The sequence below is a fragment of the Agrobacterium sp. NPDC089420 genome (genome assembly GCF_044900305.1).
GTDB lineage: Bacteria > Pseudomonadota > Alphaproteobacteria > Rhizobiales > Rhizobiaceae > Agrobacterium.
The window spans coordinates 38,679-53,173 of the sequence record NZ_JBJDMY010000004.1 but is presented as its reverse complement, the minus strand read 5'-3'; the positions used below and the strand labels follow the sequence as shown (position 1 = coordinate 53,173).

Genomic DNA, 14,495 nt, shown 5'->3' with positions numbered 1-14,495 from the left:
GGCGATATCCTTTGTCGCAGCGGAAAGCCGCAGGCAGACCCATGAACCGCATCATTCCCCTCATCCTGGCAGTCGCTCTCTTCATGGAGCAGATGGACTCCACCGTCATCGCCACCTCGCTTCCGGCGATTGCGAAAGACCTCAATGTCGGCCCGATCACGCTCAAGCTCGCTTTGACCGCCTATATGGTGGCGCTGGCGATCTTCATTCCCATCAGCGGCTGGATGGCCGACAAATACGGCGCGAAGAAAATCTTCCGTTTCGCCATCGGCGTCTTCGTGGTGGGGTCGATCTGCTGCGCCGTTTCGTCGTCGGTGTTCGAATTCGTGCTCTCGCGTTTCCTGCAGGGCATGGGCGGCGCGATGATGACGCCGGTCGGCCGCCTCGTGCTGCTGCGCACGACCAAGCGCAGCGAACTCGTCTCCGCCATGGCGCTTTTGACGATCCCCGGCCTCGTCGGACCGCTGACCGGCCCGCCGATCGGCGGTTTCATCACCACCTATTTCTCATGGCACTGGATATTCCTCATCAACGTGCCGATCGGCGTCATCGGCATCTGGCTTTCGACGATCTTCCTGCCGGAAATCGAAACCACCAACCCGCCGCCGATGGACGGCAAGGGTTTCGTGCTGTCCGGCATTGCCGCTTCCGGCGTGGTGTTCGGGCTTTCGGTCGTCAGCCTGCCGGCGCTGCCGCCGGCCATCGGCATCGCCTCGACGATCATCGGTTTCATCTGCGGTTTTCTTTATCTGCGCCACGCCGCACGCCACCCCGCTCCCATTCTGGATTTCCGCATTTTCCAGAACGCGACCTTCCGGGCCGCCTCCGTCGGCGGCACCGTTTTCCGCATTTCGACGGGCGCCATTCCCTTCCTGATGCCGCTGATGCTGCAGATCGGTTTCGGTCTCAACCCGTTCCAGTCGGGCATGATCACCTTTGCCGGTGCGATCGGCGCGATCACCACCAAGTTCATGGCCAAGCGGGTATTTGCGGCAACCGGCTTCCGCTCGACGCTGATCGGGGCCGGCATTGTCGGCGCCTGCACGACGCTTGCCAACAGCTTCTTCACGCCGGAAACGCCCTATCCGCTGATCATGATCTTCCTCGTCACCGCGGGTTTTGCCCGGTCCTTCTTCTTTACCGGATCGAATGCGCTGAGCTATTCCGATATCGAGGACAGCCAGGCCAGCCAGGCGACCTCGATGGCATCCGTGCTGCAGCAGATCAGCCTGGCGCTCGGCGTTGCCTTCGCCGCCTCCATTCTGGAGGTCAGCAGCATGATGTCGGGCACGCATCTGCAGCTGGCCGATTTCCACATCGCCTTCACCATCGTGGCATTGGTATCGCTGTTCGCCATCGTGCCGATCATCCGGATGGACGGCAATGCGGGGGCGGCCGTTTCCGGCCACCGCGGCAAGGTCTCGCAACCGGCGGAGTGATCAGTCTTCGGAAGCCTCTTCGGATTCCGCGGCGTCGTGCGGCTCGCCCTTGCGGCCCTTGAAGTGCTTGGCAAGCAGGAACATCTCCACCGATTCCGAGCGGGACGAGGCCGGCTTGATGTGCAGCACCTGCTTGAAGTTCTTCTTCAGCATGTCGAGCAGCTGCTTTTCCGTGCCGCCCTGGAAGGTCTTGGCAAGGAAATGGCCGCCTTCGGCGAGCACCTGAACGGCGAAATCGGCCGCGACTTCGCACAGATGCATGGTGCGGATGTGGTCGGTCTTCTGGTGCCCGGTGGTCGGCGCGGCCATGTCCGACAGCACCAGATCGGGCGTGCCGCCGACAGCTTCCATCAGCTTTTCCGGCGCGCTCGGATCAAGGAAGTCGAGTTGCAATATCTTGACTCCGGGGATGGGATCGATCTCGAGGAAATCGATGGCCGCGACACGAATGTCGTCTTCGGTCGAATCCGTGACCTTGGCGGCGATCTGCGACCAGCTGCCGGGTGCGGCGCCAAGGTCGATGATGCGGCGCGCGCCTTTCAGGATCTGGTGTTTGTCGTTGATTTCCAGCAGCTTGAAGGCGGCGCGGGCGCGATAACCTTCAAGCTTGGCGCGCTGCACATAGGGATCGTTGATATGGCGTTCCAGCCAGCGGCGCGAGGAGGCCTTGAGCTTGGTCTTCTTGACCTTCTGGCCGATCTTGCGGCCGGTGCGGTTGTTGCTTGTCGGCGCCTTGCTCATGTCAAACCTTCCGTCCTGTCCTGCCTTGCCATCTGCATGCGCCTTATCCGGTTGCGCCGCCATGCGCCGTCATCCGCCATCATATCCGTCAACAGGCCTTCGCGCAGGCCGCGATCCGCCACCCGCATCCGGCGCGCCGGCCAGCGGCGGCGAATGGCTTCCAAAATGGCGCAGCCGGCCAGAACCAGATCGGCCCTGTCCGGTCCGATGCAGGCATTGGCGGCGCGGCCGGCGAAATCCCAGGCGAGCAGCTTGTCCTGCATGGCCGTCACCTCGGCATCGGAAAGCCAGAGGCCATCCACCTTGCGGCGATCATAGCGCGGCAGGTCGAGATGGACGCCCGCAAGCGTCGTCACCGTGCCCGAGGTTCCGATCAGATGAAAATCCTCGTGATGGATCTGCGGCGCCAGCGGCGGGCAATGGAAGGCATCGAGCAGCCCCTCGACCTCCCGCACCATCGCGGCAAAGACATCCGGCGTCACATCACGGCCGCCATGGCGTTCGGAAAGCGTGACGACGCCGACCGGCAGCGAGGTCCAGTGGGTGATGTGGTTGGCAAGCCGGTTCGAACGGTTCTCGCCGACCTTGATGACCGCGATTTCCGACGATCCGCCGCCGATATCGAACAGCACGACGGAGCGCGCTTCGCGCCCGACAAGCGAGGCGCAGCCCGAAACCGCAAGGCGGGCTTCCGTCTCGCGGCTGATGATTTCGAGCTTCAGTCCGGTTTCCCGCGTGACACGCGCCAGAAACTCCTCGCCGTTGGATGCAGCCCGGCAGGCCTCGGTGGCGATCAACCGCATGCGCCTTATCGGGCGGCCGGAGAGTTTCGCCGAGCAGACTTTCAGCGCTTCCACGGCGCGATCCATCGCATCGTCGGACAGCCGGCCGCTGGATACCAGCCCTTCGCCCAGCCGGACGATGCGCGAAAAGGCGTCAACGACCCGGAACTGGCCGGGCCTTGTCGGCTGCGCAATCAGGAGGCGGCAATTATTGGTGCCGAGATCGAGCGCCGCATACATATCCGCCGGCGGCTCCTGACCATGCTCAGGCTGGCGGCCGGCGTGGCGGGCGGATATGTCCGATTGCGGCCGGTGCTGTTCCTGCGCGGCCCCGCCAGAACGGCCGTTCTGCTTGCCGACATGCCGTGGCGCATGGGTGGACACCAGCGGCCGGCCCTGTGGATCGCGGCCACGTGGATCACGATGCCCGCGTTTGCGGTTACGCGACTTTCGGCCACCGCCGGGCGCCATGGGGGATGGATTTGCCGCATCGCCCGCGGCCAAGGCCTGCACACTGGACGCGGGGGCCGGCTGTTGGGAAGGCGCACCCTTGCCGCGAGACCGCCTGCGGCGCTTTCTCTTGCGCGGTTCGGCATCCGGCTCAAGAGCCGATAGGGAGGAGGAACCGGCCGGAACATCCGCGGCAACATCATGCGACAACACCGCAGCGTCACGGGGTTTGCCGTCACGCTTGTGCTTCTTGCCACGACGGGATCGCTTCGCTTTCCCTTTGTTTACCGCCGACGCCCCTTGTTCCGACGGCTTTGGGCCGTTTCCGGGGTCGATCACTGTCTTGTCCATTTCGCCGCGCACAAGCATCGAAGCTATGCTGCTGGCGTTCATAAGGTTTCGTTGGGTGGACAATACCAGCGCGGGAGATTTTAGCCAAATGGTTTTTGCCGGGCCGACAATGGCAAGAGGTCACACCGCGCCATGGTCCCTGTCCAACCCGCCGCAATAACAGCGATGATGTTGCGGATTCCTGAAAAAGCGAATGCGAGGGTCCCTGATTTTACCTGAAAGACAGGGAGTTCGCGCTCATCCCTCCCTATAAAGGCTCAAGCAAAACGACGACGGCGCCGGTATCGGCCAGCCATCTCACAGCCAGCCATTTCACAGGCAGCCATCGCACCGGAGGCCGGCCATCACACAACCTGATCCAGCCATCCTTCGACAGCCGCGTTGAATCGATCGACGATGTCCGCTCTGCCGCATAGGCTGGGCGTCGTCAAATAGCTGTAGGTTTGCGTGACGGCCCTACGCAGTTCGTCGGCGCTCAGTTCCATGGTGAAGACATTTATGAAATCGCGAATGTCGACCACCGCTATGTCTCGCCCATAGGGCGACAGAAACCGGATCATTTCGGCCGGCGCGGCGAGATCGTCATCACCATTCACGCCAGATGCGATGATCGTGTATTTGCGCAAATTCACGAGGTCCATTTTTTTTGCGAAAATCGCCGACCCGATTTTTCCAGTCGGGTCTGACCGTGACCTCGTATGCGCGCACCAGATCACCGTTCAACATCTCCTCTATGTCACCAGCCGTGGTGTCGAAGCGGTCAGATGCATGGACGTGATGCGTTTTGATTTCATAACCGTAACGTTGACGATGAACGAACAGCAAGGCCGCGACGAGGAACTGCTGTATGTTTCCTTCGGATGGTATGTCGATCAGCGAATAAAACAGGCTCCGGGCGCGCGCATAGGTCAAAATGTCGTCGGCCACCGGAGGCAATGGCGGGATCACTTTGCGGCTCTCGGCAAAACGCGCCGCCATATAGTTGGCGCATGCCATTCGGCCTGGAGCGCCGAGCCGGCCAAGAACGCGCGAAAAAGCGTCAAACCGAGCGTCGTTCTGCAGCCTTGAATTCGCGACGTTGCCCTTCCAGCCGAGATTTTCGCCAAAGGCCGTAATAGCATTGTGCAGGGTGATATCCCTGAGACCCAACTGTGTCGCCAACCGTTTATCACCATATTGGCCGCGGAGACCGGTCGGTATCGAATTGCAATCCCACTCCGGATCAACAGTCGAATAAAACGCGAAAAACAGTGATGCCAGCCGGACGCTGTTGGAGCCGTGTCCTAGCTGGCCATCCATTGACGCCCGCGCGGCCGCCGGTGGCAAGGCCTGCAACTTCAAACCTTCGATAAAACTGTCGATGCGCGCGAGCGCCTCGTCGACAGCCCGTTCGACCAGTCTGTTCCGAGGCATTATGATACCGCCAGAAGCGGGAGCGACGTTTGATGCGGATAATCCACATCGTTGAGAGGTGTCTTGCCCTCGAGTTGCTCACGAAGTGTGCGCCCAAGCGCGTGCCCCAGCATTGGCGGCACTGCATCGCCGACCTGAGTGTACTGAGACGACCGGGACCCGGCAAACCACATATCCGCGGGGAAGGTCTGGACAAGGGCGGTTTCTTCCAAGGTCATGCGTCTGGCGCCAGGAACCACGCCTTCACGCGCCGCGCCGCCCGCCATGAGGTGCGCCGAATATTCCGGCGCCACATCCATCGTATCGACCCAATGAGTCTTGTAGCCGCCGGCCGATGCCAGCACCGTGTGGCAAGGCCTGGTCAGGTCGATCGGTCGACCGCCGCCATTATAAACGTGACCGGCATAGGGGCTTTTACGCGGATCAGGATATTTGGCATACACAACCGGGCAATCCGGAGGATCGCCAAGAGGTGCAAGCTTGCTGATCACGCTGCCGGAAGCGACGTGGGGGTGGTCACGGCCGGCGCCATGGGTTGGTCGCGGAAACACATATGATCCACGCCGCATGCCCACGATAATCAGCCGCCGTCTATTCTGCGGAACCCCGTAATCGGCGGCGGAAACAACCTGCCAGGAGACATTGAAACCGAGGTCTTCGAACTCACTGAGCAGTTCGGAAAGATACGGCAGCCGGGCTCGCGTAGCCAGGCCCGGAACATTTTCGACCAAAAAAGCCTCGGGACGGACCTCACGCAAGACACGCATGAATTCCGGAAACATGTTGCGCGCATCGGCAGTGCCTTTACGCAGACCGCCCGTGGAAAACGGCTGGCAGGGAGGGCCGCCAAAAACGATGTCAGCCACGCCGCGATAACGCTCGAACGAAAGCGCGCGTATGTCCGAGCGGAAATGTTCGGCACCGGGTGTATGCGCATCGTAGGTCGCGATGGCGTCCTTATTTTTTTCAACGCATGCGACCGGTTCGATCCCTGCCCTTTTCATCCCGAGGGACAGACCGCCTGGACCAGAAAATAAATCAAGTGCTTTCATGTCAAAAGAAATGCAACGCCGATAGCAGGTTGGCAAGACCAAGAATCTCTGTTTGCACGCCATTCATTCGCCAACACCAACCGGTGTTTTCCAGGCGTAATCGCAGTCGGAGAAGAGAATTTCCCCTCTCCCGGTCAGTCCTTGTGACATATAAACTTACCGGGAGAAGGGAATGGTACGGTTGAGTGGGGTCGAACCACCGACCTCAGGTGCCACAAACCTGCGCTCTAACCAACTGAGCTACAACCGCACATGAAACGCCGAAGCGGCGTCACGGGGGGTGACATAAAAGGTGTTTCCCCCATTTGCAAGTGCCTCTTCGAATTTTGCGAAAAAAGGCTGAGAAAGGCAAGCGCTTTTCAATAGGCGCGGCTGAGATGACGCGGCTGCGGCAGGCCTGTTGATGTTAACTCTATTTGGCGATTCATCCGCCGGACGGTGGACCGGGCGGCGCTGTGAAGTTATTTAAAATTCTGTTAACGTGATGCCTCGGCGGGTTTACGTTTCAGCTTCATGAGGAAGCTGAGGAGCCCGCAAGGTCCGGTAGTGCCAGAATAGGTTTCGACATGCCCGCCGTCCAGTATCCCTTTATCGATATCGCAGTGCATGAACGGGTGCGTGCGGGCTTCGGGCACGGCGAGGCGATGGCGTTGTTTTCGCTCGATCTTCAAAACGTTCTCTGGGCCAACGGGCGCGGTGCGGCGCTGTTCGGCACGCCGATGGTCTACGATTTTCTGGAACAGGGGCCGAAACGGCAGGATGTGACCTTCCGGCAGCTGGCGGCGACGGCGGCGCGGCTTTCGAAGGCCGGCGACAGCCTGCCCTTTACCATCCGTATCCATGCCGGTTTCCGCAGCCTTGCCGTCACGGCCCGGGCCGAAATCATCGAGGCCGAACCCGGCCAGCCGGCAATACTCTTTTCCGCCCTCACCGATCAGGCCTCACCCGATACGACGGAATGTGCCCGGCGCATGATCGAAGGTTTTGACGATCCCGACATTCACATGGCGGTTGTGAACGGCGAAAATGAAATCGTCACCGCCTCCCCCGGTTTTTCCTCGCTCGGCATAACGCCGCAGACGGCAAGGACATTGGTGAGAATGGCCGCCGGCCAATCCGGACATCTCGTCAAGCGCCCCGTGCCGACCGGCAAGGGTTATCTGCCTGCCGCCGCGGGTCAGATTTCCACCGCACCCGAACTCAACCTCATTTTCGTGGTGGAGACCGCGCTCGGAACGCTCGATCCGGTCAATGGCTTTGCCGAAGACAAGGATATCCCCGAAAGCAGGAACATTACCGAAGATGCGCCGCAGGAAACTCCGGTCGTCGTCCAACCGGTTCTTACCGCTGCGGAGGCCGCGCCCCTTGCCACCTTCGACGCCGTGCTCGACGCCGTCGCCGGCATAGAGGATGTGGAGGAATTGCCAGAAGACGGCGCAGCGCCGGAAGAGGATCGCGATGGCGCCGGACCTTTGCCGGCCGAAGGACAGGCGGAGACTGCTACGGATATTCCCGTGGAGGACATTGCCGCACATGAGGCGATGACCGACGATATTGCCGATCTCTTCGAGCTGGACGAGGCGGAACTGCGGGCGGATACCGAGCCAGCATCCGCCGGCCAGGATGTTGTCGAACCCATGGCGACGCAGGCGGATGCATCCGCACACGAGGCTGTTCCGGCCGAGACGGACGCTGTGGAAGCAGCCCGGCCTTTTGTCTTCAACGCCGGTGCGCGGGCATCGCGTTTCGTCTGGAAAATCGACGCCGAGGGCCGCTTCAGCTCGATCTCGCATGAATTCGCAGAAGCGGTGGGCACAAAGGCCGCCGCCGTGGAAGGCATGGGCTTTGCCGATGTTGCTGCACTTTTCAACCTCGATCCCGACGGCAAGATCCGCGAGCTTCTCGGCCGTCGCGACACCTGGTCGGGCAAGACGATCCACTGGCCCGTGGAAGGCACATCGCTGATGGTGCCGATCGATCTCGCTGCTCTGCCGACCTATACACGCGCACGCGAATTCGACGGTTTCCGCGGTTTCGGCATCGTCCGGCTTGCCGATGCCACCGAGGACCCGCATGCCACCGGCCTGACCTTCCTGAACGGCGAAAAGGCGGATCCGCAAGAGGCTTTGCCGCAACCGGTCATCGGGGATGAAAGCCACGAATTGCTGGCCTTTAGCGATGAGGACGAGGATAAGGACGACGCCCCCCCGTCAGTGGCAAGGGATGAGGACGCGGCGTCGGATGTCGATATTGCAGATGACGCCATGGACGAGGTTTGTGCGGAAGAACAGGACCATGACGACGCGCCGCCGCAATTGGAAGCGCCCATATCTGCGCCGGAGCCGTCCTATTCCGACAAGATCGTCCATCTGGAGGAGCGCCGTTCGCGCTCCCGCGAGGGTCTGACCGCAGGCGAGCAGGCCGCCTTCCGCGAAATCGGCCGAGCCCTGGCGCCGGCGGATGCGGCGTCGGACGATAGCCGGCAAGAGCAGGCGGAACCGATTTCGGCCGAGCCGGTCGCAACGGATATTGAGCGTGATTACGATGCGGATATTCCGGCAAGCACGTCCCCCGAGACTGGAAGCGACGCAAAAGCGGCGGAACCGGCCGAAGAAGACGATCTTTTCGCCGATTATGTCCGTGGCGAGCAGCCTGCGGCCATTCGCGCGGCTGCGGATGAGCATGATGGTGCAGAAAAGCGGGAGACGACGTCTGGCGCCCGGCCGGCTGGCGATATTGCCGCCGCGATGGCCAGCCCATCCCTGCGTCCCGCCGATGCGCTGAGCGCCGAGACGCTGGACCAGATGCCCGTGGCGCTTCTGGTGCATGCCGGCGACAGGCTGATCCACGCAAATCCCGACTTCCTGCGGCTGACGGGTTATGGCTCTCTCGACGAGCTCGACGCTGTGGGCGGGCTGGACGCATTGCTGCAGCGGCAGGAACTGGAAGACATGCCGAACCATGAGGGCGGCATGGTGGTCGTCAGTGCCGAAAACGACATCATTCCGGTCAAGGCACGGCTGCAATCCATCCGCTGGGAGGAAACCAAGGCGCTGATGCTGTCGCTGGTTCCGCTGGAGGAAAAGACGGCGCCGGCTGCCGCGGCCAATGAAAATACCGCTGCCGCCGGGACGGAAACTGCGGGAACAGACAACCTCTCCCTGTTGCAGGGCGAAGTGGAAGAGCTGCATTCCATTCTGGAAACCGCCACCGATGGCGTGGTGCTGCTGGGCGACGAAGGCGAAATCCGCTCGCTCAACCGCTCCGCCAGCGCGCTGTTCAACTATGACAATGGCGAAATTGCCGGCAAGCCCTTCGTCACCCTCTTTGCCCATGAGAGCCAGCGGGCCGTGCTGGATTATCTCTCCGGTCTTGCCAATAACGGCGTCGCCAGCGTGCTGAATGACGGCCGCGAGGTGATCGGCCGCGAGGCCTCCGGCGGCTTCCTGCCGCTGTTCATGACCATCGGCCGGCTTAAATCCTCGCATGGCTATTGCGCCGTCATTCGCGACATCACCCAGTGGAAGCGCACGGAAGAGGAACTGCGCAACGCCAAGCGCGCGGCGGAAACCGCCAATGCCCACAAGACCGATTTCCTGGCCCGCGTCAGCCACGAAATCCGCACGCCGCTCAACGCCATCATCGGCTTTGCCGACATGATGGCGACCGAACGTTTCGGACCGATCGGCCATCCGCGTTATGTGGAATATGCCAATGATATCGGCCGTTCCGGCCGGCATGTGCTCGACATCGTCAACGATCTGCTCGACATCTCCAAGATCGAGGCCGGGCAGATGGATGTCGATTTCATCGCCGTGCCGCTGAACGAGACGGTGGCCGAGGCGGTCTCGCTGGTGCAGCCGCAGGCCAACAACCAGCGTGTCATCATCCGCACCGCGCTTTCGCAGTCGGTGCCGCAGATCGTTGCCGACCTGCGCTCGATCAAGCAGATCGTGCTGAACATCCTGTCGAACGCCATCCGCTTCACCCCATCCGGCGGCCAGATCGTGGTGTCCACCGCCTATGAGGCGAATGGCAGCGTCTCCCTGCGCATCCGCGACACCGGCATCGGCATGACACGGGCCGAGCTGGAACAGGCGATGAAACCGTTCCGGCAGGTGGCATCCTCGACAAAGCGTGTGCGCGGCGACGGCACCGGGCTCGGCCTGCCGCTGACCAAGGCGATGGTGGATGCCAACCGAGCAAACTTCTCCATCACCTCGACACCGAATGAAGGCACGCTGGTGGAAATCACCTTTCCGTCGCAACGGGTTCTTGCCAACTGAGGTCATGCGGGCGTAGCAATGAGACGGTAGGAAACAGTGGTTTTCCGAAGCTGCCGTCTCTCCTCATCCTGTGCTCGTGACAGGAATCCAGCCAGCCCAGGTCCTTGGGCTGAAAAGACTCTTCCCGCCGCGCAGAGGCGCGTCGGCTGGATTCCTGTGACAAGCACAGGAATGAGGGAATGTGGATGCGACAACACAAGAATTCGTTGGATTTTACACTGCGCCAAGGGCTGCGCAACGTGTCGAGGCTTTTGCAAGACAGGCCCGCATGCCCATGACGGTTTCCCTTCCGGCCACAAAACGCGTTTCGATACTGCCTGTCGCGGCGGTCATCGTCGCGGCCATCGCCGCCATGCCCATTCTGGCGATCTTCTGGCTGGCGCTCTCCGGCAGCACAGAGGGTTGGCAGCATCTTCTCGCCAATGTCCTGCCGCGTGCGGGATTGCGCACCTTTCTGCTGCTGGCGATGACGGCGGCAACAACCGCCTCTTTCGGCATTGCCTGCGCCTGGCTCGTCACCACGTTCGAATTTCCCCTGCGGCGGGTCTTGTCCGCCGCACTTGTCCTGCCGCTCGCCATCCCTTCCTATCTGGCCGCCTATGCTTTCGGTGAATTCCTCGATTTCACCGGCCCGGTGCAGAGCGCCCTGCGTGCCGCCTTCGGTTATCACAGCATCCGCGACTACTGGTTTCCCGATATTCGCTCGCTTGGCGGTGCGGTGATCGTTCTGAGTTCGGTGCTTTACCCCTATGTCTATCTATCGGCCCGCGCCGCCTTTTCCATGCAGGGGCGCTTTGCGGCCGAAGCGGCCCGCACGCTTGGCGCAAAGCCGCTGAACGTGTTCTTTTCCGTGCAATTGCCGATGGCGCGACCCGCCATCGCCATCGGGCTGTCGCTCGTGCTGATGGAAACGCTGAACGATATCGGCGCGGTCGAATATCTCGGTGTCCAGACGCTGACCTTCACCATCTACGAGACCTGGCTCAATCGCGGCAATCTCGCCAATGCGACGCAGATCGCCGCCGTTATCCTCATCATCGTCGGCGCGCTGATCGTCATCGAACGCCATGCACGTGAAAAGCAGCGTTTCGGCGCAGCGAAAGCGACCAGCATGGCGCAGCGCCACCGGCTGAAGGCGCTGACCGGCTGGCAACGGTGGTGCGCGAGCCTGTTCTGCTTCCTGCCCGTGGCAAGCGGTTTTCTCATTCCCGTCATCGTGCTGGGCGGTTATGCCGCCAGAAGGCTGGATGCGCTGCTTGCGCCGAAACTTCTGAATGCACTCGGGCACAGCCTCGAGGTCTCGCTTTCGGCCGCCTTCGTGACGCTGATTGCGGCTTTCGTATTTTCCTATGCCATCCGCACCGAACGATCGCGCCTGTCGAAGGTCGCTGCCCGCGTCGGCTCGATGGGATATGGCGTGCCGGGGACAGTGCTCGCCATTGGCGTGCTCATTCCGCTGGCGGGCCTCGACAATGGCGTCGACGGTTTCATCCGCTCCCATTTCGGCTTTTCCAGCGGCCTGCTGCTTTCCGGCACCGCGTTTGCCATTATCTATGCCCATAGCGTGCGTTTCATGACCATGGCCGAAGGCACGCTCGATGCCGGTTTCCAGAAGCTCTCGCCGCATATCGACATGGCCTCGCGAACGCTCGGGCACAACCGGCTGCAGACGCTGTTCAAGGTGCTGTTGCCGAACATGCGGCCGGCGGCGCTCACCGCCTTTCTTCTGGTGCTGATCGAATCCATGAAGGAACTGCCGGCAACCATCCTGCTGCGACCTTTCGGTTTCAACACGCTGGCCACGCTGGTTTACGAGGATGCGTCCCGTTCCAGGGTGCAGGACGCCGCCGTGCCTGCGATCATCATCATCATTGCCGGGCTTGTTCCCGTGCTTCTGGTTTCGAAATCGATGGATCATCCGGAAAACAGCTGACCGGCGGGCGGATGGACGGCAAAAGAAAGGCGGCCTTTCGGCCGCCTATATTAGTTGTGCTTTTTTCAACGAGAGAAAGGGGGACAACCTCGCCATATGGAAATTATCAATCCCGGCCGTCAGCAATTTGACAGCCCTGCGTTGGATTTACTTTCCGCCAACTCCCATTAACAAGCGGTTAAAACCAAAATCGAGCAATGACCGACGAAAATTCCTATTCTGAGACCGTAAAGCGCCGAAACTAAATTAAAAGTTTCTAATTTCATCGTGATTTCAACAGTAACGCGAAGAAATAGAAACAGGAATTCGGATCAGTTCCGGGCCGCTGCGTGTTCGTCGCGCATCCGCTGCAATTCAGTACGCTTGGAGGCAATGGACGCGACAATGACACCGATGGTCACAAGCCCGATCAGGATCGTGCAGATGGCGTTGATTTCCGGCGTCACCCCGAGACGAACCTGCGAATAGATCTTGATCGGCAGCGTGGTTGCGCCGGGGCCGGTGGCGAAGCTGGCAATCACCAGATCGTCGAGCGACAACGTGAAGGCCAGCATCCAGCCGGCAATGACGGCCGGGAAGATCAAAGGCAGGGTGATGCGGAAGAACGTCTTGACCGGCGGGCAGCCGAGATCGAGCGCCGCTTCTTCAAGGCTGCGGTCGAAGGTCAGGAGGCGCGACTGCACGACGATCGCCACGTAACACATGGTGAAGGTGGTGTGGGCGATGACAACCGTCCAGAAACCGCGATCCACCCCGACGGCCACGAACAACAGCAAGAGCGACAGGCCGGTGATGACCTCCGGCATGACGAGCGGCGCATAGATCATGCCGGAAAACAGCACCCGGCCCGGAAATCGCGCGAAGCGGGTGAGCGACAACGCCGCCAGCGTTCCAAGGATGGTGCCGATGGTGGCGCTGAGGATGCCGACACGCAGCGTCACCCAGGCGGCGTCCATCAGCCCCTGGTTCGACCACATGGAGCGATACCATTGCAGCGAGAAGCCGCCCCAGACGGTGACGAGCTTGGAGGCATTGAAGGAATAAACGATCAGGATGATGATCGGGATATAGAGAAAGGCAAAACCGAGGGTGAGGACGGTGATGTCGAATTTTCCACGCTTCATGGCCTCACCCCACCTTCTTCTGCTGGTTCTGGAAGATGGCAATCGGCACCACCAGCAGCAGCAGAAGCAGCACGGCGACGGCGGATGCCAATGGCCAGTCGCGATTGCCGAAGAATTCCGTCCAGAGCGTCTTGCCGATCATCAGCGTCTGCGCGCCGCCGAGCAGGTCGGGAATGACGAATTCGCCTGTTATCGGGATGAAGCAGATCATCGACCCGGCGACAACACCCGGCAGCGACAGCGGAAAAGTGATCTTCCAGAAGGCCTTCCATGGCGGGCAGCCAAGATCGGCCGCCGCTTCCAGAAGCGTATTGTCGAGTTTTTCCAGCGCCGAATAAAGCGGCAGCACCATGAAGGGCAGATAGGAATAAACAATGCCGATGAAGATCGCCGTTTCGGTGCGGAAGATATTGACCTGCTGATCGGGTCCGAGAAACCCGAGCCACTGGAACAGCACCGTCAGCAGGCCTTCCGGCTTCAGGATGCCGATCCAGGCGTAAACGCGGATGAGGAACGAGGTCCAGAACGGCAGGATCACCAGCATCACCAGCGTCGGGCGCACGGAAGACGGCGCGCGCGCCATGGCCAGCGCCATGGGATAACCGATCAAAAGAAGCAGGAAGGTGGAGATGAAGGCGATGCGCAGCGACGACAGATAGGCGTCGATGTAAAGCGGGTCTTCCGTCAAAAACAGGTAGTTTTCGAAATCCAGCTGCGAAAAAAACGTACCAAGCTTGGAAAACCCTTCGAAGACCGGCGTATAGGGCGGCATGGAAATCGCCGTATCCGACAGCGAAATCTTGAAGATGATGAAGAACGGCGCAGCGAAAAACAGCAGCAGCCAGAAATAGGGCACCGCGACGACCAGCCAGCGCCAGGGACTTTGCCGGTTTTCGGGAGTGGTGATCGCCATCAAAGCCTCCC

The 14,495-nt window shown here is 60.9% G+C and carries 10 protein-coding genes and 1 tRNA gene; 3 read left to right on the top strand and 8 right to left on the bottom strand.

Translation table 11 applies throughout. The features are described 5' to 3' along the window. Positions 1-41 precede the first annotated feature (41 nt). The gene (locus ACI2KA_RS07015) at positions 42-1,439 is read left to right on the top strand and encodes an MDR family MFS transporter (RefSeq protein WP_404500530.1); all 1,398 of its coding nucleotides are present in this window, start codon (positions 42-44) and stop codon (positions 1,437-1,439) included. Here ACI2KA_RS07015 and ACI2KA_RS07010 read toward each other — a convergent pair whose 3' ends face one another. The 6 genes from ACI2KA_RS07010 to ACI2KA_RS06985 all read right to left on the bottom strand — a co-directional run bounded on the left by ACI2KA_RS07010 (position 1,440) and on the right by ACI2KA_RS06985 (position 6,478). Then, the gene (locus ACI2KA_RS07010; RefSeq protein WP_404500528.1) at positions 1,440-2,180 is read right to left on the bottom strand and encodes an RlmE family RNA methyltransferase; all 741 of its coding nucleotides are present in this window, start codon (positions 2,178-2,180) and stop codon (positions 1,440-1,442) included. Next, entirely contained in the window at positions 2,177-3,805 is a 1,629-nt protein-coding gene (locus ACI2KA_RS07005; protein ID WP_404500526.1) for a Ppx/GppA phosphatase family protein, read from the bottom strand. Before ACI2KA_RS07005 ends, ACI2KA_RS07010 begins: the two co-directional genes overlap by 4 nt. A gap of 302 nt (positions 3,806-4,107) precedes the next feature. Beyond that, complete coding sequence (locus ACI2KA_RS07000; protein WP_404500524.1) at positions 4,108-4,404, bottom strand: hypothetical protein; 297 nt, start codon at positions 4,402-4,404, stop codon at positions 4,108-4,110. Further along, positions 4,349-5,176 (bottom strand): hypothetical protein, encoded by an 828-nt coding sequence (locus ACI2KA_RS06995; protein WP_404500522.1) that lies wholly within the window; start codon positions 5,174-5,176, stop codon positions 4,349-4,351. The genes ACI2KA_RS07000 and ACI2KA_RS06995 overlap by 56 nt, the downstream gene beginning before the upstream one ends. Continuing rightward, the gene (locus tag ACI2KA_RS06990) at positions 5,176-6,228 is read right to left on the bottom strand and encodes a DNA cytosine methyltransferase (RefSeq protein ID WP_404500520.1); all 1,053 of its coding nucleotides are present in this window, start codon (positions 6,226-6,228) and stop codon (positions 5,176-5,178) included. The genes ACI2KA_RS06995 and ACI2KA_RS06990 overlap by 1 nt, the downstream gene beginning before the upstream one ends. A gap of 173 nt (positions 6,229-6,401) precedes the next feature. Beyond that, a tRNA-His gene (locus ACI2KA_RS06985) sits at positions 6,402-6,478 on the bottom strand. A 316-nt stretch (positions 6,479-6,794) separates the two neighbouring features. On the opposite strand from ACI2KA_RS06985, the gene ACI2KA_RS06980 reads away from it, so the two are divergent. Further along, a complete protein-coding gene (locus ACI2KA_RS06980; protein WP_404500518.1) occupies positions 6,795-10,514 on the top strand; it encodes an ATP-binding protein in 3,720 nt (1,239 codons plus the stop codon). A 268-nt stretch (positions 10,515-10,782) separates the two neighbouring features. Then, the gene (locus ACI2KA_RS06975; protein ID WP_404500516.1) at positions 10,783-12,447 is read left to right on the top strand and encodes an ABC transporter permease; all 1,665 of its coding nucleotides are present in this window, start codon (positions 10,783-10,785) and stop codon (positions 12,445-12,447) included. A gap of 311 nt (positions 12,448-12,758) precedes the next feature. Here the strand turns inward: ACI2KA_RS06975 and ACI2KA_RS06970 are convergent, their stop codons facing one another. Further along, a complete protein-coding gene (locus ACI2KA_RS06970; protein WP_004432617.1) occupies positions 12,759-13,571 on the bottom strand; it encodes an ABC transporter permease in 813 nt (270 codons plus the stop codon). 4 nt (positions 13,572-13,575) lie between these two features. Further along, complete coding sequence (locus tag ACI2KA_RS06965) at positions 13,576-14,484, bottom strand: ABC transporter permease subunit (RefSeq protein ID WP_404500514.1); 909 nt, start codon at positions 14,482-14,484, stop codon at positions 13,576-13,578. Positions 14,485-14,495: the final 11 nt, after the last annotated feature.

Bases quoted from the DNA above. Each gene is read 5' to 3' on its own strand.
- ACI2KA_RS07015 (WP_404500530.1), top strand. From the start codon at position 42: ATGAACCGCATCATTCCCCTCATCCTGGCAGTCGCTCTCTTCATGGAG.
- ACI2KA_RS07010 (WP_404500528.1), bottom strand. From the start codon at position 2,180: ATGAGCAAGGCGCCGACAAGCAACAACCGCACCGGCCGCAAGATCGGC.
- ACI2KA_RS07005 (WP_404500526.1), bottom strand. From the start codon at position 3,805: ATGAACGCCAGCAGCATAGCTTCGATGCTTGTGCGCGGCGAAATGGAC.
- ACI2KA_RS07000 (WP_404500524.1), bottom strand. From the start codon at position 4,404: ATGGACCTCGTGAATTTGCGCAAATACACGATCATCGCATCTGGCGTG.
- ACI2KA_RS06995 (WP_404500522.1), bottom strand. From the start codon at position 5,176: ATGCCTCGGAACAGACTGGTCGAACGGGCTGTCGACGAGGCGCTCGCG.
- ACI2KA_RS06990 (WP_404500520.1), bottom strand. From the start codon at position 6,228: ATGAAAGCACTTGATTTATTTTCTGGTCCAGGCGGTCTGTCCCTCGGG.
- ACI2KA_RS06980 (WP_404500518.1), top strand. From the start codon at position 6,795: ATGCCCGCCGTCCAGTATCCCTTTATCGATATCGCAGTGCATGAACGG.
- ACI2KA_RS06975 (WP_404500516.1), top strand. From the start codon at position 10,783: ATGCCCATGACGGTTTCCCTTCCGGCCACAAAACGCGTTTCGATACTG.
- ACI2KA_RS06970 (WP_004432617.1), bottom strand. From the start codon at position 13,571: ATGAAGCGTGGAAAATTCGACATCACCGTCCTCACCCTCGGTTTTGCC.
- ACI2KA_RS06965 (WP_404500514.1), bottom strand. From the start codon at position 14,484: ATGGCGATCACCACTCCCGAAAACCGGCAAAGTCCCTGGCGCTGGCTG.